The 19,844-nt window shown below is 43.5% G+C and carries 24 protein-coding genes; 14 read left to right on the top strand and 10 right to left on the bottom strand.

Annotated features, from left to right (window positions below; all coding sequences use genetic code 11):
• Window positions 1–577: 577 nt before the first annotated feature.
• The 4 genes from AC3EBE_RS20680 (at window position 578) to AC3EBE_RS20665 (ending at window position 2,800) form a co-directional block, all read left to right on the top strand.
• Window positions 578–1,201, top strand: coding sequence for a cell wall hydrolase (locus AC3EBE_RS20680; RefSeq protein ID WP_488596909.1), 624 nt, complete (start codon window positions 578–580; stop codon window positions 1,199–1,201).
• Window positions 1,202–1,318: 117 nt separating this feature from the next.
• Window positions 1,319–1,447 (top strand): hypothetical protein, encoded by a 129-nt coding sequence (locus AC3EBE_RS20675; protein ID WP_488596908.1) that lies wholly within the window; start codon window positions 1,319–1,321, stop codon window positions 1,445–1,447.
• Between the two features lie 20 nt (window positions 1,448–1,467).
• On the top strand, window positions 1,468–1,986 hold the full coding sequence (locus AC3EBE_RS20670; RefSeq protein WP_488596907.1) for a GNAT family N-acetyltransferase: 519 nt from the start codon (window positions 1,468–1,470) through the stop codon (window positions 1,984–1,986).
• Window positions 1,987–2,278: 292 nt separating this feature from the next.
• On the top strand, window positions 2,279–2,800 hold the full coding sequence (locus tag AC3EBE_RS20665; RefSeq protein ID WP_488596906.1) for a GNAT family N-acetyltransferase: 522 nt from the start codon (window positions 2,279–2,281) through the stop codon (window positions 2,798–2,800).
• A gap of 171 nt (window positions 2,801–2,971) precedes the next feature.
• Here AC3EBE_RS20665 and AC3EBE_RS20660 read toward each other — a convergent pair whose 3' ends face one another.
• The 5 genes from AC3EBE_RS20660 to AC3EBE_RS20640 all read right to left on the bottom strand — a co-directional run bounded on the left by AC3EBE_RS20660 (window position 2,972) and on the right by AC3EBE_RS20640 (window position 5,677).
• The gene (locus AC3EBE_RS20660) at window positions 2,972–3,265 is read right to left on the bottom strand and encodes a hypothetical protein (RefSeq protein ID WP_488596905.1); all 294 of its coding nucleotides are present in this window, start codon (window positions 3,263–3,265) and stop codon (window positions 2,972–2,974) included.
• A 5-nt stretch (window positions 3,266–3,270) separates the two neighbouring features.
• Window positions 3,271–3,657, bottom strand: a complete 387-nt coding sequence (locus tag AC3EBE_RS20655) for an SHOCT-like domain-containing protein (RefSeq protein ID WP_488596916.1) — start codon at window positions 3,655–3,657, stop codon at window positions 3,271–3,273.
• 14 nt (window positions 3,658–3,671) lie between these two features.
• Window positions 3,672–4,037 carry a DUF2089 family protein gene (locus AC3EBE_RS20650; RefSeq protein ID WP_488596904.1) on the bottom strand — a complete coding sequence of 122 codons (366 nt, stop codon included), beginning with the start codon at window positions 4,035–4,037 and terminating at the stop codon, window positions 3,672–3,674.
• A 203-nt stretch (window positions 4,038–4,240) separates the two neighbouring features.
• Entirely contained in the window at window positions 4,241–5,068 is an 828-nt protein-coding gene (locus tag AC3EBE_RS20645) for a glycerophosphodiester phosphodiesterase (protein WP_488596903.1), read from the bottom strand.
• Between the two features lie 162 nt (window positions 5,069–5,230).
• On the bottom strand, window positions 5,231–5,677 hold the full coding sequence (locus AC3EBE_RS20640; protein ID WP_488596902.1) for a GNAT family N-acetyltransferase: 447 nt from the start codon (window positions 5,675–5,677) through the stop codon (window positions 5,231–5,233).
• 110 nt (window positions 5,678–5,787) lie between these two features.
• Here AC3EBE_RS20640 and AC3EBE_RS20635 point away from each other — a divergent pair, with 110 nt between their 5' ends.
• The 6 genes from AC3EBE_RS20635 (at window position 5,788) to AC3EBE_RS20610 (ending at window position 11,054) form a co-directional block, all read left to right on the top strand.
• Window positions 5,788–6,420: a pyroglutamyl-peptidase I gene (locus tag AC3EBE_RS20635; protein ID WP_488596901.1), complete on the top strand. Its 633-nt coding sequence runs from the start codon at window positions 5,788–5,790 to the stop codon at window positions 6,418–6,420.
• The gene (pxpB, locus tag AC3EBE_RS20630; RefSeq protein ID WP_488596900.1) at window positions 6,417–7,133 is read left to right on the top strand and encodes a 5-oxoprolinase subunit PxpB; all 717 of its coding nucleotides are present in this window, start codon (window positions 6,417–6,419) and stop codon (window positions 7,131–7,133) included. Before AC3EBE_RS20635 ends, pxpB begins: the two co-directional genes overlap by 4 nt.
• Window positions 7,134–7,138: 5 nt before the next feature.
• Window positions 7,139–7,906, top strand: coding sequence for a LamB/YcsF family protein (locus tag AC3EBE_RS20625; protein WP_488596899.1), 768 nt, complete (start codon window positions 7,139–7,141; stop codon window positions 7,904–7,906).
• Entirely contained in the window at window positions 7,903–8,862 is a 960-nt protein-coding gene (locus AC3EBE_RS20620; RefSeq protein WP_488596898.1) for a 5-oxoprolinase subunit C family protein, read from the top strand. The genes AC3EBE_RS20625 and AC3EBE_RS20620 overlap by 4 nt, the downstream gene beginning before the upstream one ends.
• Before the next feature lie 288 nt (window positions 8,863–9,150).
• A complete protein-coding gene (locus AC3EBE_RS20615; RefSeq protein WP_488596897.1) occupies window positions 9,151–9,666 on the top strand; it encodes a CBO0543 family protein in 516 nt (171 codons plus the stop codon).
• A gap of 209 nt (window positions 9,667–9,875) precedes the next feature.
• Window positions 9,876–11,054, top strand: a complete 1,179-nt coding sequence (locus AC3EBE_RS20610; RefSeq protein ID WP_488596896.1) for an SEC-C metal-binding domain-containing protein — start codon at window positions 9,876–9,878, stop codon at window positions 11,052–11,054.
• Between the two features lie 585 nt (window positions 11,055–11,639).
• On the opposite strand, the gene AC3EBE_RS20605 is transcribed toward AC3EBE_RS20610, so the two are convergent.
• From AC3EBE_RS20605 to AC3EBE_RS20590, 4 genes are all read right to left on the bottom strand, one after another.
• Window positions 11,640–12,863: an MFS transporter gene (locus AC3EBE_RS20605; protein ID WP_488596895.1), complete on the bottom strand. Its 1,224-nt coding sequence runs from the start codon at window positions 12,861–12,863 to the stop codon at window positions 11,640–11,642.
• Window positions 12,864–12,866: 3 nt separating this feature from the next.
• Window positions 12,867–13,325 carry a MarR family winged helix-turn-helix transcriptional regulator gene (locus AC3EBE_RS20600; protein WP_488596894.1) on the bottom strand — a complete coding sequence of 153 codons (459 nt, stop codon included), beginning with the start codon at window positions 13,323–13,325 and terminating at the stop codon, window positions 12,867–12,869.
• 111 nt (window positions 13,326–13,436) lie between these two features.
• Entirely contained in the window at window positions 13,437–14,333 is an 897-nt protein-coding gene (locus AC3EBE_RS20595; RefSeq protein WP_488596893.1) for an ABC transporter permease subunit, read from the bottom strand.
• Between the two features lie 12 nt (window positions 14,334–14,345).
• Window positions 14,346–15,254, bottom strand: a complete 909-nt coding sequence (locus tag AC3EBE_RS20590; RefSeq protein ID WP_488596892.1) for an ABC transporter permease subunit — start codon at window positions 15,252–15,254, stop codon at window positions 14,346–14,348.
• A 178-nt stretch (window positions 15,255–15,432) separates the two neighbouring features.
• Between AC3EBE_RS20590 and AC3EBE_RS20585 the strand changes: the two genes are divergently transcribed.
• Together AC3EBE_RS20585 and AC3EBE_RS20580 are read left to right on the top strand one after the other, a co-directional pair.
• Window positions 15,433–15,909 carry an ArsR/SmtB family transcription factor gene (locus AC3EBE_RS20585; protein WP_488596891.1) on the top strand — a complete coding sequence of 159 codons (477 nt, stop codon included), beginning with the start codon at window positions 15,433–15,435 and terminating at the stop codon, window positions 15,907–15,909.
• Window positions 15,910–17,187: an MFS transporter gene (locus AC3EBE_RS20580; protein ID WP_488596890.1), complete on the top strand. Its 1,278-nt coding sequence runs from the start codon at window positions 15,910–15,912 to the stop codon at window positions 17,185–17,187.
• A gap of 35 nt (window positions 17,188–17,222) precedes the next feature.
• On the opposite strand, the gene rluF is transcribed toward AC3EBE_RS20580, so the two are convergent.
• Entirely contained in the window at window positions 17,223–17,930 is a 708-nt protein-coding gene (rluF, locus tag AC3EBE_RS20575; RefSeq protein WP_488596915.1) for a 23S rRNA pseudouridine(2604) synthase RluF, read from the bottom strand.
• A 138-nt stretch (window positions 17,931–18,068) separates the two neighbouring features.
• Between rluF and AC3EBE_RS20570 the strand changes: the two genes are divergently transcribed.
• Together AC3EBE_RS20570 and AC3EBE_RS20565 are read left to right on the top strand one after the other, a co-directional pair.
• A complete protein-coding gene (locus AC3EBE_RS20570; protein WP_488596889.1) occupies window positions 18,069–18,503 on the top strand; it encodes an SRPBCC family protein in 435 nt (144 codons plus the stop codon).
• A gap of 123 nt (window positions 18,504–18,626) precedes the next feature.
• The gene (locus tag AC3EBE_RS20565) at window positions 18,627–19,703 is read left to right on the top strand and encodes a lipocalin-like domain-containing protein (protein WP_488596888.1); all 1,077 of its coding nucleotides are present in this window, start codon (window positions 18,627–18,629) and stop codon (window positions 19,701–19,703) included.
• Window positions 19,704–19,844: the final 141 nt, after the last annotated feature.

Genomic DNA, 19,844 nt, shown 5'->3' with positions numbered 1-19,844 from the left:
CTCGAGTCGCTTGGCTAGCTGCGGATCCTAACTCCTCGAGACGCTTGTCTAGTTTCGCCTCCTAGAAACTCCGAAACTTCAACTCTGCCCGCAGAAGCAAAAAGCGCTTCTTTGTCGGAGTCTCCAGTTTCTGCGTTTCTGGGCAGTCGGCTACACTTTTCGGTTTCAGTCCGCCCAATGAAGTCAAAGAACGACTTCACCGGTCGGCCCTCCGACGGACACGATGTCCTAGTGCCGACGTTGCCACAGGACGTGGCGATTTTAGTCGGCCAGCGCTGGCCGGGCTGCCCAAGGCGCTTGCGCTTTTCTTATAACATACATCTAATATCAGATAATTGTAACATTTCGTTTAGCTAAATAATATCATCATTTTTCATTATATATAACGGTTTTTAAATTAAAAAAGATACGAACCTAAGAAATTTCTCCCATCACAAAAATAAATTTCCATCCTTTAGGCCGAGTTTCCGTGTTCTTTTAAAGGGAAACCTAATTGGGTATGACAGTTTTGCGATGGAGGGAGGTTCTGGTTCTCGAAGGCAGGTATACATACATATTGGATTGGGAGTGGAGTTTGTTGAAAAAGCACATAAGAAATGCAATGGCCGTCGCAACGATGGTGGTATCATTGGGAATAGCACAGCCAGAAGCTGAGACTTCCTCAATGATTGGGGCTGGATCTTCAGGTTCAGAGGTTACATATGTTCAATCGGTATTAAAAAAATTAGGTTATTTCCATACTGATACTACAGGTTATTATGGACCGATTACGGCGAATGCGGTTAAACAGCTCCAAGCTGATTTTGGGCTGGAAATGACCGGTGAAATTGGACCGAAGACATCAAGACTGATCAATGAAGTCGATATGATGGCCCATGTTGTGTACGGGGAATCGCGTGGAGAGAGCTATCAGGGCCAGGTAGCTGTCGCTGCAGTCATTTTAAACCGCGTTGAGTCTAATGAATTCCCGGATACCGTTTACGATGTCATTTTCCAGCAGAATGCCTTCACCGCAGTAAATGATGGGCAGTATAATTTGCAGCCAGATTCTGAAGCTTACCAGGCAGTAAAGGATGCTCTTTTAGGCTGGGACCCATCGTATGGCTCTGAGTATTATTATAATCCTGAGCTGGCATCAGACCAGTGGATTTTTAGCAGAACGGTAACTATACAGATTGGCAATCATCGATTTGCGTATTAATGGGTATTATTTCAAAAAACTAAAGCACCGGTTCCTCCCAAGGAATCGGTGCTTTTTTACATTTTTACCTCCAGTAAGGGATAAATTAATACCATCCTATTCCGAAAGGAGACTCAAATGAAGAACAAGAAAAAGGACTTCAAGCTAAGCTATGAATCTGACGGGAAAATGGATAACAAAAAGGGTGCCGATAAGAAGAAGGAAGAGAGCGCCAATTTCTTCAATACTACACCGGAAAGTGAATGACGGTAAAAAGGAGCAGTCGCATGGCAGAAGAACAAATTGTGCGGGCAACGGAGGATGACTTGCCTGTCATTGGCGAGATGTTTGGGGAGTGCAAGGAATACCTTGAATCGAGGGGAATCCTGCAATGGGACGAAAAATATCCAAACCATGAGTATTTCGTGAATGCGATGAAGGGGGAGGAGCTGTTTGTTCTGAAAAAAGGGAGTGATACAATCGGTGTCATGGTGCTCGATGAATGGCAGGCACCGGAATGGGAAGGGGCGGACTGGACCGAGGGCACCGGTAAACCGTTAATCCTTCATTCTTTCTGCGTCGATCCATCCGCACAGGGAGGCGGCTATGGCAGCAAAATGCTCCAGTTTGCGGAGGATTTCGCGAAGGAGCAAGGATATGCTGCACTTAGGCTTGATACATACTCTGGCAATGAGGGTGCCGTCAGATTTTACGATAAAAGGGATTTCCGCAGGACAGGTGAAGTCATCATGTCAGGAAAGCCAGAAGGACACGAAAAATACGTTTGCTTTGAAAAATTATTTTAAGTGCAAAACGGGCCTCATGCAGCTAATGGGTTCGGTATTAAGGTAGAAAAATTAAATATGTAAAATAGTTAGGACTCTAATTCGTATATGAATTGGAGTTCTTTTATTTGTTTACATATAGGCATTTTACTTAGTTTATTATCTAAATTCGTATAAAAATTAACATATCAATTGGTAGAAGTCTGCTGACCAGCAGACAGTCTCCAATTACTGTGTTAAACTGTTGAAATTAATTTAACATTCTGTAAAAAGCGATCTTAAACAATAATCATTAAAACGGAGGGTTGAAAGTATGAATATTAGGGAAGCAAAATTGTCAGATGCCGAAGCAATAGCGAGAGTGTATGTTGATAGTTGGAAGAGCACATATAAAAACATAATTCCAGACTCTTTCTTAGAAAGAATAACTTACGAAAAAAGAATACCGCAATGGATTAATAACATATCAAGAGATGACAATTATGTTTATGTTGCAGAAACTAACGATGGTGAAATAGTTGGAGTTGCCGATGGGGGAAAAAGGGAATCAAATCAATTCGAGGATTCGGGAGATTTAACCTCTATATATATCAGCGAGGAATATCATGGACAAGGAATAGGAAAAAAATTAGTCGAGAGATTATTCTCAAAGTTAAAAGAATTAGGGTACCAAAGGATATTTGTAGAAGTATTAGATGAGAATAAATCAAAATTCTTCTATGAAAAATTGGGTGCGGAATTTTACGAATTAACAACAACGGAAGTCCAAGGAAAAGAATTGAGTTTGGTGATTTATGAATGGAAAGATGTAAATTCGGTACTAATCCCAAGTTGATAATTGAGTGACATATAAAGTAAAAAGCAATGGTAAACTAATTCCATTGCTTTTTTTTATTGTTAAATTAATGATAATACCGATACTAAAATTAATGCTAATTGGGGTTCTAATTTTTGAATTTTCTACTTCAGAACCGAACCCGTTATCATACAGCGGGGCCCGTTTTTTCTACAGCCTAACGGTAACCTCTGTACCGTCGTGCGTTTTAATATCGACTAGGACAAGCCCCTTATAGTGACTTAAGTCTTTAATGATTGCTTTCATCAGTTGCTTGTTCAGGATTGTCTGGAAGGGTATCATCTTGATGCTGTGTTCATTGTCATGGTCATGGCTCACCCATTTGTGCAGCTGCTGGTGGAATCTTTTTGATCCAAGAATCGAACTGCCAGCTTTCAGGAGTGTGTAGGGGACTGGGATGCTTAGGTTAACATTATTGGAAGTCTTTATTTTTACCTTCATCATCGCTTTTATTCAATAACAACCTTGACGGTATCCCCTGCAGCTGATTGGATATCGACAATATTGCCATCAAGTTCATTTTCAATCGCATCAATCAAGAGGTTAATATCGATATCCTTTACGTACTTTTCTGATTGAGGGATGCTTGCTGCGATGCTGTGGCCTGTCTTGAGAAGGGCTTTGACCAATTTGATCGGCACGTTTACATTCACATTATCATTTTCTTTAGAAGCCACGCGAATCTTCAAAGTTTTATCAAGGTATTTATCTTTTTTCTGAAGGACTGCAGCAGGTGTTTCCTTTTCTTTAAGAACTGAAATCAGTTCGGCACCCTTTTCGGAATCTATCTTTCCTTCCTGTACCATCGTTAATACACGTGAAATTTCTTCTTTCATCATCCTACATCCTCCTATTCACCTTTTAATAGCTTTAATGCTTCTTCAGCGGTGATTTCACCCTTCTCCAGCATTGAGACAATCTTTTTCTCATCATTCTCTGATTTCTTCTGCGGCTCATAGCCGAGCGAGGTGATAATATCGTTCAGCTTTCCGCGGACCGTTGGATAGGAAATCCCAAGCTCCTTTTCCACCTCTTTGATGTTGCCGCGTGATACAAGGAAAACTTCGATGAAATCAAGCTGTTCCTTGGAGAGGGAGGCAAGCTTCGATAGCTCGAATTGGTTCTCAATTGTCGTTTCACAATAATCACAATGCAATCTAGTGATTTTCAAGTTCTTGCTGCAAACAGGACAGTTCGTTAAAACAGGATAGCCCATAATAGCCTCCTTTCCTGGTATTTAAATCCATTTTAAATTCGTTTATTTAAAAAGTAAATAGTAAAATTAAATAATTTCATAAAATTTAATGTTAAAGTTAATTATTTTTATTTTTGGATTAAAAATTAATTAAATCTATGGTGATGATTGCAATAAAAAACCTGTCCGGCAAATGAGAGTGCCGGGACAGGTCTTTATTTTTATTAATTCCTTGGATCCACATAATCCGGATAATCAGTAATGATGCCATCTACTTTCATATCGATCAGGAACTGCGCTGCCTCAGTGCTGCGAACGGTCCATGATTGAATTTCCATGTCAAGCTGGTGGACTTTATCGACAAGGTCCTTTGTGACAAGGCCGTAGCTAGGATTGAAGTAATCAGCATACTGTGCAAATTCCTGAAGCGCTGCATCGGTGACATGAAGCTTTGATGAAGTCAGTACCCCGATTGGAACCTTAGGAAGCAGGGTGTCCATTTTTTTCATTGAGTCAAAATTGAAAGATTGAAGGATGATTTTATTATTTTGCGGTTTATCCAGATTCCGTTCCTTCAATTCCGCTGCGACAGCTTCTTCGATTCCTGGATAAAGCTCAGGGGACTTCAATTCTATTAATATTCCGATTTTCCCATGGTAGCGGTCCAGCACTTCATCGAAAGAAGGAATTTTCTCACCGGCAAACTCCTCGCCCTTAAAGCTTCCTGCATCCAGGCTCCGCAGCTCATCAAACGTAAGTTCGCCGACACGCCCTGTTCCATCCGTTGTCCGGTCAACGGTTGTATCATGAATCACCACTAGCTCGCCATCTTTGCTGCGCTGTACATCGATTTCAATATAGTCCGCTTTCATTTCAAGTCCCATATCGAACGCCGCAATGGTATTTTCCGGAGCATAGCCCGCAGCACCCCGATGCGCCACCGTATCAAACTTCCTCAGTTCCCCGGTAGTTGGTTCGTCTGCAAATGCCTGCTGGAAAGGACTCAGCAAAAGGGTCAAAGCCAAACCTGTTCCTATTAAAGTCTTTTTCATTTCTCCATCTCCTCTGCTTGTTGGTATGTAACAATGCTAGATTAATGGGAAAATGTTTAGCTGCTATTTCAGTATTGTTTAGTTAGAGTTATATATTTTTAAGAATTGGCAGTCATATTTACTTAGTTTTCTTTACATTTACTGAGGAAAATTATCCTGGAGTTAGATTTTTATACTCATAAATCTGCATACATCCGTGAAGCCAAGACCCTCATATAACCTGATCGCTTTGTCATTGAAAGCAAAGACATTCAGGCGCACATCGTCGTAGCCCAGGTGCTTGAATTCAATAAGGCATTGTTCAATTAGGGCTCTCGCCACACCTTGCTTCCTGAATGCTTTTTTCACATATACATCACTGATCCAGCCAATTTCCTTATGGGTGAACCAGTCCTCACCCCGATCGACGAGGACCCAGCCAATCAAGTATTCATCTGTACGTGCGGCTAGGAAGTAAGCTCCGTGCTTCAAGGAATTTTCATAGGCAGCGATCATCTCCTCCTGGTGGTTGTCAGCTTGTATTCCTGTTGCCTCTTCCCGGTTTAACCCTGCAAGGCTGAATATTTCTTCAATTTCTGGTTCTGTTGCTTTGCCATATTCTAAGTCCATAAGTAACACCCGCTATTTTTGGAATTTTTGAAGTTAATAAACTACTTATCTACCCATGACTATAGTACAATTTTTAAAAAGAAGTTCTATACAGAAACGAGGCTGAGACAATGAAAATCCTGATTTCCGGCTTTGAGCCGTTTGGAAAAATGAGCATCAACCCTACTGAGGAGCTGCTGAAGGAAGCAGAAAAATTCGACATGGATGGAGTGGAAATTACTACTATCCTGCTGCCGGTTAATTATGACGAGTGTGGAGACATCCTTATCCAAAAGATGGAGGAAACTATTCCTGATGTGGTGATTTCCTGCGGCCTGGCTGCGGGAAGGACGGCGATCACTCCAGAACGGATCGGCATTAATATTAAGGATACTGGCTCAGGTGACCCATACCCTGACAATAAAAGAAACATCCCTGTTGATGTAATGATTGATGACCAAGGACCTGACGGATTATTTTCGACGCTTCCTAACAGGCTGATTGAAAAAAATCTAAAAGCCCTGAAGATTCCCGCAGCGATCTCAAACAGTGCCGGCACGTTTATTTGCAATAATACTCTATATGCAGTATTGAACCATATTCAAAAAAATAAACTGCCGATCAAAGCAGGTTTTATCCATTTCCCGGCCTCAACAGCAATGTCCGCGCAAAATCCTTCGCTGCCATCATTGCCTCAGGAGACTTTGACAGAAGCCTTGAAGGTGATCGTTGAAACCTGTGTGAAGAATGCTGATGAAAAATGACATTAGAAATTGTGCCAATGGGGGATGCGGCGGTCCGCATTTCTTTTGGAAATACAATAAACGAAAAGACGAATAACCTAATTCGCCGGTATTGTTTAGAACTTGAAAGAATGAAGATTCCTGGAGTGACTGAATGGGTCCCTGCTTATACCTCCTTAACCGTGTACTATCAACCGGAGCAAATTGGCTGGGGCAGCCTAAAGGAAGAGCTGGAAAGAATTCAGCTTGACCCGGATGGTTTGAGCAAAGAGATTCCCCTTGTATATGAAATCCCTGTCTGCTATGGCGGGGGTCTCGGTCCGGATCTCGGTTTTGTCGCTGAATATCATGGTTTAAGTGAAAAGGAAGTCATCCATCTTCATGCCAACCGCGAGTATCTCATCTACATGATGGGCTTTATGCCTGGTTTTCCCTATCTGGGCGGACTGCCTGAAAACCTGGCTGTGCCCAGGCTTGAAAGCCCGCGGTATAGTGTCCTGCCTGGATCGGTTGGCATTGGCGGACAGCAGACAGGAATCTACCCGGCAGATGTCCCATCAGGCTGGAGGATTATCGGTGCTACGCCAATTCAGCTTTTTGAACCGGAAAAGGAAAATCCATTTCTGCTCCATTCAGGCAATTATATTAAATTTATTCCCGTGGACCAGGATGAATTTTACCGGATAAAAGATCAAGGGAATACCTTTCCGATAAAAACATACATAAAGGAGTGAGGCCGATGCTGTCAGTGGATTTGAATTGTGACATGGGCGAGAGCTATGGCTCGTTTAAAATCGGCAATGACGCAGAAGTGCTGAAGTATATCTCCTCTGCCAACATAGCTTGCGGCTACCACGCAGGCGACCACAATGTCATGATGGATTCTGTGAAAAAAGCAAAAGCACTGGGAGTAAATATTGGCGCCCATCCCGGATTTCTTGACCTGCATGGCTTTGGCAGAAGAGAAATAAATCTGGGTACAGAGGAAATCTATAATCTAACCATCTATCAAATCGGCGCCCTGGAAGCGATCGCGAAGGTATGCGGAACAAAAGTCAGGCACCTCAAGCCGCACGGAGCTTTATACAATATTGCCGCCAGAGATAAGTCTGTTGCAGATGCGATAGCCCAGGCTGTAAAGGATACCGATGCCCGCCTGGTTCTCTTTGGCCTTGCCGGCAGCGAGCTGATCAGGTCTGGAGAAGCAAAAGGGCTAAAGGTGGCCAATGAGGTATTTGCAGACAGAAGCTATCAGCCTGATGGGACATTGACGCCACGGTCCCAGGCTGGTGCAATGATTGAGGATCCTGCGGTGGCGGTCCAAAGGGTGCTGCGCATGGTCAAGGATGGGACAATAGAGGCTGCTGATGGCACGGTAATTAACATAAAAGCAGACACCATTTGCGTACATGGGGATGAGCCGAAGGCACTGCAGTTCGTGATGGATTTGCGGAAAGCGCTGCTGGACGAGGGCATTGCAGTCAAAGCAGGCTGGGCCGAATCATGATTGAACCGCTTTTTAAAGTCATCAAACCTGGGCTGCAGACTTCAGTACAGGATTTAGGCAGAACAGGCTATCAGCAATACGGGATGAGTCCGGCAGGTGCAATGGATCATTATTCGCTTCAGCTGGCGAATCTGTTGAATGGCAATTTGCTTGGCGATGCCGTACTAGAAGCAGTGATGCAGGGACCTGCATTGGAGGCGTTGAGTGACGTTTCCATTTCGATATGTGGTGGAGATCTAGAGCCTAGAGTGAATGGAAGCATTGTGCCCATGTGGAAAAGCCTTGTGCTTAAAAAAGGGGAACGTCTTACTTTTGGAGGATTGAAAAACGGAGGGAGAGCCTATATAAGCTTTGCCGGCGGAATCGAAGTTCCAGAGGTTTTAGGCAGCAGGTCGACCTTCATCAATGGCTCCATCGGCGGGTTCGAAGGGAGGGCGCTTAAAGCTGGGGATGTCCTGTACGGGAAGCCGGGTGTCAGGAAAATGCGGAGCCTGCATCCTGGCTTTATTCCGGAATATCCACAGGAATTAACAGTGAGGGTCATCCTGGGACCTCATCTTGAAAAATTCAGCCGGGAGACGATATACCAATTTTTGTCCAGTACCTATAATGTCTCTGTCCAGTCAAACAGGATGGGCTGCCGCCTTGATGGCCCACGGCTCAAGCATGTAGGTGATGCGGATATCATTTCCGATGCCATTCCGTTTGGCGGCATTCAGGTGCCGGCAAGCGGCGAACCCATCATCCTGATGGCAGAACGCCAGACAACCGGAGGCTACCCGCGGATTGGCACTGTCATTTCCGTGGACCTGCCTTTACTGGCTCAGGCCATGCCAGGGGCAGCTCTGAGATTTGAAGAGATCCAGATTGATGAAGCGCAAAAGCTGTATATAGAACAGAAGCGGAAAATCAGGCTGCTGGCTATAACAGCGGGAGTTTCTAGAGTGGAATCTTAACTGATGACGAGGCATGTAACTGGAAAAAATGAGCGAAAATTTCCAATTCGTCGATATCATTTGCGTTTTCGTCGATAAAATCGAAAATTCGTCGATATCGCATGCATTTTCGTCGATAAAATCAGAATATCGTCGATATAATCATTTTTTCATCGATATATTCCTTTTCACAGCGAAAAGAGAATGCCCCCCTGGACACTGCTAATCACATTTAGCCAGGAAGCTTATTGAATAAAAACAAATTCGCTGGAAATAACTGATAAAATCAGTGTTTCTGGGGGAGATTGTATGTATTTATTACTTGTTATGGCTGTATGGATCTTATTCGCTTATAAATTCGTCGATTGGTCACAATGGAAAAAGCAGTATTCAACCATCTTGTTTTTTATGATGGTGAACCTGCTTTACAATACACTATATTACGAGCACACCTTGTGGGCATTTCGGGGCATTACTGCTGACTGGCTGAATCATTCAATCATTAACCTGGCTTTTACCTTTTTCATATGTCCGGTTGGCTTGATTATCTATCTTCAGCGCTTTCCGTCATCAAGCAGGAATCAGCTCATCTACATTGCAACATGGGTAACTTTTTACACAATCATAGAGGCGTTGTTTGCGCATCGCGGAATGTTTGTATACGGCCATGGCTGGAACAGCTGGCATAATATATGGCTGAATGCGATTCTTTTCGTTGTCCTGCGGATTCATTACAGGAATCCGGTTACAGCATGGCTGATTTCCATCCCGCTGGCTGTGATCTTTTATTTATTTTTTCCCGTCCCGCTGGAAAGCCTAAAGTAAAGAGGTGTCGTATTCATGTTAATCCAAAACGTTCTATCTGCGCCAGTATTCCTGATCCTGCTCTTTTTAACTTATATTGTGATGTGGATCTATATCAGCAGACATGAAGTAAGGCGCGACCGGAAATAAGGAAGGCAGGCCAGCATCGGCCTGCCTTTTGCATTTTCTGATAAAATACTATATGGAAAGTAAATTTAAGGAGGATTCAGATGGATTTTCTGAAGAAAATAGAACCTCATTTAGTATCAGACGACCTGCTCGTCCAGGAGTTTGTCATGCATGCCCTGCAGGAGTTTCCAGATGTCCCGGAGGAATGGACCTCTCTGCTTTTAAAGGAAGCAATCGCCAAAAAAGAGAAGGAAATCATCATCCTGGCCAATATGGATTCTTTTCCATTTAATAGCGAGTCTCTCGAAATCCTGCTGGAGGGGGCACTGGCAGCGGATACCGAAAACCAATTTCTATACTCCAGATTGATCAGGAATCTTGACCCGGCGCTAAAGCTTAAGCATCAGGGGAAGCTTGAGTCGTTTCTGCCGAAAAAAGAGTTTGAATACTATCAGTTCCTGATGACTGCTGAGGGGGAGGAGGTATGGAAGGAGTATCGTGAAGCTCTTTCAAAACTATCCCAGCAGCAGTCCTTTGACCATGAAACCTACAGCAGGGCGAAAGAAATCGCCCACATACTGGTTGGGCGCGGACTGGTTGACCAGGAAAAGATTAAATCTATATTTGCTGAACAGAAACAGCATACATATTTTCAATTCGAGGGGATCCTGGCCGTGTACATGGCGGGCATCATGAAGCTGGAGCAAATGATTCCTGATCTTGCAGGCCTGCTGGACCAGGAAGACGACCTGCTTCAGGAGGAAGTCGCAGATGCGCTGTCTGCGTTCCAATCCGATGAGGTTGTAGATCATGTTGCACCGTTCATCAATGATTCGCCGATGTCGATCTTTCCGATTTCCGTACTGGGGAATACGAAAACAGAACGATCTATTGAAGTATTAAAGGGCCACTACCCGCGGATCAAGGATGAAGAAAATAAGGTTCTGATTGTAGAAGCATTATGCCATCAGCTTTCTGAGGAAGGACTCGAGGTGGTGGATGAAGCGGCTGAAGAAGAGTTCTATTCTGATATTTATGAAAGTGAAAGAATCTTTTATGGCTTTTATAAGGCCATGGGACTGCCGCACCCCAAGCTGGGAGAGTGGGAGCGCCTTGCGAACCAGCGGGATGAGGATTATGCAAACCGAAAGCAGGAGCTGGAGATGCAGGGAGCACCGGCTGTGTCAAACCAGCCTGTCATCAATGAAGCAAAAGTAGGGCGAAACGACCCATGTCCATGCGGCAGCGGCAAGAAATATAAAAAGTGCTGCGGGCAATAGAAATTCGCATTGATAAAAAAGTCAGCCAGGAAAACAAAAACACTATGATTCAATTAATCGTGTCAGTCTGTAGACTAACTGTTTCAAGTTGCCTGTAGCCTTTCTTTTTAATATTTAGGCTTAGGTATTTCCTGTTTGAAAAATAGAAGGACAAATTCCGTTTATTTTGGAAAACATCATTTTTTTTAACGAAATAAGAGGATTTTTTCCGCTTATTTGATTTAAATCTTTCATTTCAGTCACTTTTAGGGAAGTTAACCGGATATTCTCCGCTTATTTAAGCCTCTTGAGTCTTTTTTTAAACGATAGTCGGAAATTCTCCGCTTATTTGGCTTAGTGAGCACCATCTAAAATCAGTAACTGAAACATTAACAACCATAGCTTCCTGGATGGCAACTATTTTTCATAAGACAAAGGAAGCGAGAGAATTCTCGCTTCCTTTGTATACAGTCTGACACGATGATTCTATTCATCGTGTTTTTTGGTCATGAAGAGGAAAGATAAAATGTTTTTGGTGTGGATACTATATGAGTTGTCTAAATCCAGCTCCAGCGCCTAGCCCCTCGAGACGCTTGCGCTTTTTAATTATGCACCGATATTTCCACTGACTTCATTGGCAGTTTTTTTATACTGCGCAACTTGTTTTCCCCTGATAAAAATCAATGTATATGCGATCAGGAGACCCGCAAGGAATAATACCGAGAATCCGTAGATAAAATGGTAGCTTGTATAGGAAGCAAGGATGCCAAGGCCGGTTGACCCAAGAGCCATTCCAAGGTCCATCGAAGAGAAGTACATCGCGTTGGCCGTTCCCTGTTTTTCCTTGGTTACAGCACTGACTGCCAAAGCCTGCAGTGTTGGCGTGACCGTTCCATATGCAATTCCATAAAAGGCAGCTGCAATCAGCAGCGTTAATGTATTTTGCGTGAAAGCCAGGAGTGTTAAACCGATGATTCCTGACAAAGTCGCAGGGAAGATAATCACCTTGTGGCCGTATTTATCATACATTCTGCCAGAGACAGGGCGGACAATGATCATGACAACGGTCAGCACAAGGAAGAACAGTGAAATGGATCCGGCAATATTTGCCTCCTTGCCCAACTCACGCAGAAAGCTGATCACTCCTCCTAGTGTGATCGAAAAAAACGCCGTCAAAATTGCTGGCGTAAAGGCTTTGCGATCAAAAGCATGTTCCTTGAAGCTAATCTTTTTTGCCGGTGCCGCTTCAGTTTCAAGGGCTCGTTTCTTACGGTTCTTTACGAAAATATTAAGAATGAACGTTGTGGCAGTCAAAGCGATTGAGAGAATGATCAGAATATTAAAAGAGGACACCTGGAGCAGTGCTAACGCGAGCATCGGTCCAAGGCTTGTCCCGACACTTGTCGCAAGTCCGTAATACCCAATGCCTTCACCGAGGCGATGAGTTGGGATGATATTGGTGGCCATCGTTGAAAAAATCGTGGTGATGATGCCAAAGCCAATCCCATGGAAAGCTCTCAGGAGAAGCAGAAGTCCCACAGAATCCTGGTTAAAGCTCAATCCGACTGTAATGACGAGAAAACCGAGGGAGAGCAGGCTTAATTTCTTGTTATCCATTTTTTGCATCAAAGAGCTGACGAACGGTCGGGTGATAATGGCAGCAGCCATGAAAACAGTCGTCATCAACCCACCCTGTGCCGGGTTATTTTTTACATCGGTGATAAAAGCGGGAAAGCCTGCAGTCAAAAGCTGCACGCAAAGGAAAAATAAAAAAGCCATTATAACAATGGCCGTGAATTGTACAGTCCATAACTTAGATGTCTGATTCATGTATTAGCCTTCTTTCTGTCTGTTTTCCTCCAAAAGCGTTTCGATCGTGTTTTCCAAAGTAATGACAATTTCTTGGTATATTTTTAATTTTTCTTTTGGGATAGAACTTGTGATTTTCGTGAATACTTCCTCAAGATAAGGGGCGACGTCCTTCACTAGCTCTCTTCCCTTATTGGTGATCCTGATAAGGAAGGAACGTCGGTCTGATGGGTTTGGCGCTCTTTCAATGAAATCATTTTTCTCAAGAAGATCAAGGATTTTGGTCAGGGTCGCCTGGTCCTTGTCAGCTCGCTCAGATAATTCCTTTTGCGAAATATCATCAATTTCATTCAAAGTCCTGAGGACACTCCATTGTTCAGTAGTGATGCTGTAAGGTTTTAAATGAAGATTGACGATGCGTGTCAGCTTTTTGCTAAGGCGCACTGAGGCAGAGCCAATACCTTTATCCATAGACATTTCCATAAAAGTTCCTCCTTAATTGACTTTAATCAGTATAACAATAAAATTATTATGTGTAAATATAATTTGTATACAAACTATTTATGCGAAAAAATCCGCCATTGAGATTGGCGGCTAGAAATTGCTGCTCCCGTTTTTATCGAAATACCTCCTGAGCCCCTCACCAAGGATATTGAAAGTAAGGATGAGAAAGGTGATTGCACTTGCTGTGAAGAAGGGGATCCAGAAAGCCCTAAGCAAATCGCCCCTCGCCGCTCCTAAAAGTGTTGGCCAATTCAAGCTCGTATTTTGAAGCTCTCCATATCCGTAATTAGTCTGCACAAAAACCTGTGTCACAAAAATCCCGAAAATACCCAGCTGGCCAAGCAGCAAAGCAACCCTGCCCATGTCGATGCAAAAATTGACGATAATATCGGGAAGGAGGCTGGGAAAATAATAATTTTTAAAGAACCGCAGCGGCCCAATTCCGATCGTAATCCCGGCCTCCACGAAAGGAGTCCTGGAGATGGTGTCCATCCTGTGCTGGATCAGATTGCTGACTCTTCCCACTTCAATAAGGACCAAAATAACAATGACCCAAGCCATTCGATTGGAACTGAAGGTGAAAACAGGAAGGATGATGAACAAAATGGCTGCAAAGATGATTGGCATTCCGGCAGATAGGTGGTTCCAGCCATTGATCAGCCAGGAAAACGGCTGTTTCCATAAAGATGCCAATACAACCAAGAGCAGTGAGATAAGATAGCGGATGAGGGTGATAGCCGTGATGATAAGAATCGTATCCCTGGCCCCGGCAATGATAAGGCTTAAAACGTCACGGCCATCATGGTCGGTCCCCAATGGGTGCTTTGGAGAAGGGGGAAAAGGAGCCTTATCAAAATTCCCATCAAGCTTCACCATTCGCTTGACTTCAAGGCCTTCCTGAATAAAAGAGAATTGCGGACCTATAAAGGTAACGAGCAAAAAGAAGCCTATTAGAGCTGTTCCAATAATTAAATACCAGTTTCTCAAGATTATAACCCCCTATCGCGGATCGACTCTGGATCTTATCAGCTGGCTGATGATCTGGACAGCCAGAACCAAGGCCATAAAACAAATGCCGAAGCCAATAATCACGCTCGGCTCGTACATATTGTCTCTGCCCACAAAGATTCTCGGTTCAAAATCAAGGGCAAGCCAGAGGCGATAGGCCGCGCCTTTGTAATCCAGGAGATACTCGACAAATAAAAGATTGGACAAAATATAGATGAGCATCGATGGAGTTTTATCCAGGATCCGTCCGGCACAGTTTTTCAATATATGCTTTGAAATAATGGTACCCTGTTGAAGGCCTTTTGATTTTGCCACTTGCACATATTGCTGGGCCGCTTCGCCAGCTATTGCTGCCGAGGTGATCCTGCTGATATACATAGCTGGATAAATGGACACTAGCAATGACGGGATCATGAAGTTGTACCAATATTCATGGCCAAAAATATCAATCCAATTGAAATAAAAGATGATGATCCATTGGACGGAGAGGATCAGGAAAAAATCTGGTATGGATAGAAACAACCAGGTTGTCCCGTTTCCAATGAGGTTCGTTCGTTTATTTGTACTTTTGAAATCATAGATGCCTTTTAATATCCCGATTGCCAGACTGATGAAGAATGCAGTGAAGATAATTTTTAAGCTCCTCGGAAAATAAACCAGCATCTCAGTTTCAACCGGTTTATGATACCTCGTTTCGCCAAGTGTTTGATCATGGACGATTCCGCGGATAAAGCCCGAAAGATTTTCTTTATATTCCGGCCATGAAAACTCGTACGTGTACACTACAGTTGCAGCCCTGCCCTCAGCAGTAACCGACGCCTCTCTCGGAAATAAAGCAATGCATATTAACCCAATACAGATAAGGAAGAAGAAGAGAACCTTGCTGATTATCTTTTTCAAGCACATCCCCCCGGCAAATATCACTATTTAAAATTTGATTATTTTCCCAATTTATTTTAGGGATGCGGAAAAGATTCCATCCTTTGTTGAAAAGTTAATCTAACTTACTCTTTCATTCTATTTTTTTAGAATGTATAATTAAATTAAAATATAAGGAAATTTTGGAAGGTGAACTAAATTGGATTATATAAAAAAGACGATGGAGGTCAATTTGGAGCAGCAAAAGCTGATTTCCAGCCCTCTGCGCGTTAAAATTATTTATCTGCTGGCCATGAAGGCAATGACAGCAAAACAGGTGGCGGATGAACTAGAGAAGTCTGCAGGCAGCATCCATTACCATATTCAGCAGCTCTATAATGGAGGCATTCTCGAAATTCAAGAGACAAAGGAAAACAGGGGGATCATCGAAAAGTACTATCGTTCAAAAGCCACTCACTTCAACCTGAAGAATGATGCGGTGACCCCTGAAACAGAACAAGTCGTCAGTCAGGGCACATATGTGTCGTTGACGGAAGAAGACCGCAAAGAACTTAGCAAGGATCTAGATGCCTTATTTTTGAAGTATGTTAAGAAATCGGCGATGAAGAGTGATGCCGAAAAGACTTCATATGAAATGAATTTCACACTGAAAAAGGAAAAACAGGAGGAGAGTTAATTGGAGAGAGCGGTTAAGAAAAATCTAATTTTGTTCCTGGCCGGCAAGGTGACGGCGGTGCTTGGTTCTTCCATATATGCGTTTGCCATCGGCCTGTATATTCTGGATAAAACAGGCTCCAGCCTGAATTTTGCCATCACCTTGGTGCTGAGCATGCTGCCAAGGATCCTGCTCGCCCCGATTGCTGGCACGCTGTCCGACCGGCTTGACCGGAAAAAGCTGATTATTTATTCAAATATGGCGAGTGCCGCGTGGCTCGGAGCAGTGCTGCTATTCTTTACAACGGTATCCCAGGGAATATGGGTTCTTTACATCTCAACAACAGGATTAAGCATCATTAATACCTTCTATACAATCGCCGTCACATCATCCATTCACAATATGGTAGGGCCGGACCACCTGCAAAAAGCGATGTCGCTAAACCAGGCAGCGATCTCGCTATCGGCAATATTGGGTCCAGTTCTCGGCGGAATCTTCTTTGGCATCTTTCAAATCAATCTCTTCATGGGTTTAAATATCCTTACCTACCTTATCTCAGCGATCGCCAGCATCATGATTCAATATGATTTATACAGAAATAAACACAATCAGAAAACAACTGCAAAATTATCTGAAGATCTTAAGAATGGAGTTTCCTATATAAAATCACAGCCATTTCTGTTTTACCTGGTCATCATCAGCATCTGGCTGAACTTCTGGTTCGCTGTGTTCCCGGTCGCGCTGCCCTATTTAGTGCTTAAGGTCAGAGGAATGTCGCCAGCACAGCTAGGGATGATCGAAGGAGCTTTTTCCATTGGCATGATGGTCCTTGCCCTGATTCTTTCAGCACGAAAAGAAATCAGGAAAAAAGAACAATCCATTATCGGAGGAATCGTGGGAATGTCTTTCATCATAATCCTGATTGGAGTTCCGGCTTTTTCAGCTCTCCGGGGAATGGATAATCAGCTGATCTTCGGTTATCTAATTGCCCTTGTCCTGATATTGGCAGGTGCCATCATGTTCATCAACATGCCAGTCACCGTTCTGCTGCAAAAAAACACTCCTGACGAATACCGGGGAAGAGTGATGTCATTGCTGGAAACCGGCTCAAGCGCTATGACTCCACTAGGATATATCCTGTTCGGCTTCCTGCTTGAAAAAATGCCTGTTTGGATTTTGCTTGGTGTCTGTGGCTTAAGCCTGCTTACCCTCGTCCCATTCCTCTATAGGGAAAGGATGGTGCTGGAGGTTCTTCGGAATGATGGCAAGAGTGGGGAGACTGTAGCAATGGAAGCGTGAAAAAAAGGATGAACTCAAGCGCTCATCCTTTTTCATTACCATTCCTTCGGTTCATAGTTCAAATCACTGAACAATTGCTTCTTTTCTTTTTTGCTCAAATCGCGCCACTGTCCGATTTGCAGATTGCCTAGGTGGATATTCATAATCCGGATGCGCTGCAGTCTGTAAACCTCATAGCCGAGGGCCTCGCACATACGGCGGATCTGCCTGTTCAAGCCCTGTGTCAAAATGATATTGAATTCGTACCTGGACAGCTGGGTCACTTTTGCAGGCAGTGTTTTTGTCCCAAGGATTCTCACGCCTTCAGACATTGCTTTAATGAACTCTGGTGTGATTGGCTTGTCCACAGAAACAATATATTCCTTCTCATGTTTGTTTTCAGCACGAAGAATCTCGTTTACGATGTCTCCGTCATTGGTGAGAAGGATCAAGCCTTCCGAGTCCTTATCAAGGCGGCCGATGTTAAAAATCCGCAGCGGGTGATTGACGAGGTCAATGATATTCCCCTTTACATGTCTTTCGGTTGTACTTGTGATGCCAACTGGCTTATTCAAGGCGATATAGACATAATTCTGAGCCATCCTGATTTGTTCGCCATTTACTCTCACATCGTCACCTGGCTCCACCTGGCTGCCGATTTTCGCAAGCTTTCCATTGATCGTCACGCGGCCCTCTTCAACCAGGCGGTCCGCACCGCGTCTTGACGTTTTACCTGATTCGCTGATGAATTTATTGATACGCAGGTTAATCCCATCCTTAAATCTAGATTATCTATCCTTAAGAATATTCCAGTCTCGGGGTAAATTCAAGCCAGGATTGATTTTATAGAGTACACTCAACTAAACTGAGAAGGAAATAAACTCAATACACGGAGTGATAAGATGGTTGATGTAAATACAGAGATTACGATTAATCGTGATATAGACATAGTATCAGAGTTTGCGGCTAATCCCGATAATGCTCCTGAATGGTATGTGAATATCGATAGTGCTGAATGGTTAACGAATCCTCCTGTAAAAGAAGGCTCAAAAATTGCTTTTAAAGCTAAATTTTTGGGAAAAGAGCTTTCCTATATTTATGAAGTGACTGAATGGATACCAGGAGAAAAAATGGTGATGCTTACGGCTGAAGGACCATTTCCAATGAAGACAACTTATACTTGGAAAGCCGTCAACAACGGTGCCACATTGATGACATTAAGGAATGAGGGAGAACCTAAAGGGTTTTCAAGATTCATCTCTCCATTCATGTCAGTAATGATGAAAAAAGCAAATACAAATGATTTGAAAAAGATAAAACAAATCCTCAAAGGCTAAGTAAAAGGATCCCCGTGCTAAGAGTTTGTCTGCACAGAGGATTCTTTTTTTATCTATTGTATATAGTCCCTCATTCTTAATCGCCTGCATACCTTGTTAAAAACAAAAGGTGTGCATGCTGGGATGAATGATGAACGGAGTAAGCCGATTTCGCTGCCAAATGATGCTGGGCCCCATAGTGATTCCAATATAGAATGGTGGTATTTTTTCACGTACCTGAACGGAGACAGGGGCGGGCGATATGCTGTGATGGCATCTTTTTTCCGCGTTGGGGAACTGGAGATTGGGAAGGGGCATTATGTGATCCATACAGTGATCGATCTCAACAGGAATAAACGCATCAATTATTCTAGTATCGACCACAAAGTGAAGCTGGGCATGCTCGCTGTCTATCTGCCATTCTATCTGCTTCTCAACCCGATGGATGCCAGGATGTGGCGGCTTTATAAGAATCTATTGAAAGGGGATCTTCCTTCGCCCCATACAATGTTGAAGGATGCAAAGGTTAGCGAAAATCCTACGGCGCTGTATTATGGCCCGCATTCGCTCACCTTCAAGGATGAGGATGAAGCAGCTTTTGATGTGCACCTGAAGGAAAGAGATACAGAGGTTCAGCTGGAGTTTGCCCCGGTAAAACCGCTGGCGTTGATTGGCGGGGATGGGAAACCGGATGACTTATACTATTATTCTTTTACCAGAAATGTGGTGAACGGCATAATCAAGACAGATACAGGGACTGAAAATGTCAGTGGTGCCGGCTGGTTCGACCACCAATGGGGCCGCGACTATTCCCTCGTCAAGGGGGCAGGCTGGAATTGGTTTGGCCTGATGCTGAGTGATGGACGGGAGCTCCTGATAAATGAAATGACACCAGGAAGACCTATGGCGAACATGATTGAAATAAATGGCAAAATCCGGTTCACAAGAGAGGTCAGCTTTAAGAAAGTGAGATCATGGAAGAGTTTAAGGACGAATGCCAGGTATCCGGTAGAATGGGAGATCACCATACCTGAGTTTAATATCCAGCTTCATGTAGCAGCGGATTTTCCAAACCAGGAAATGCTGATCATTGGCCCCGTCCAGGCAATTTGGGAGGGAATCTGTACAGTTCAGGGTGTTGAGGTGCTTCCCGATGGAAAAAAACATGCCCTCGCCGGAAAAGGGTTCATGGAGCTTGTCGGCTATGCGAAGTCGCCTTGAGGAAAGCCTGGAAAAATATTGTGATCCTCTGAAATCACTGTGCAATAAATCTCAAAGTCAATCTGCCTTGCCGCTTTTAGGGCAAGGTTTTTCTTTTGCCGCAGAAAAAATTGACTATCTCTAAGGATAAAAAAGCGATAA

The organism is Mesobacillus sp., from assembly GCF_057785455.1.
This window is presented reverse-complemented; position numbering and strand designations above follow the sequence as displayed.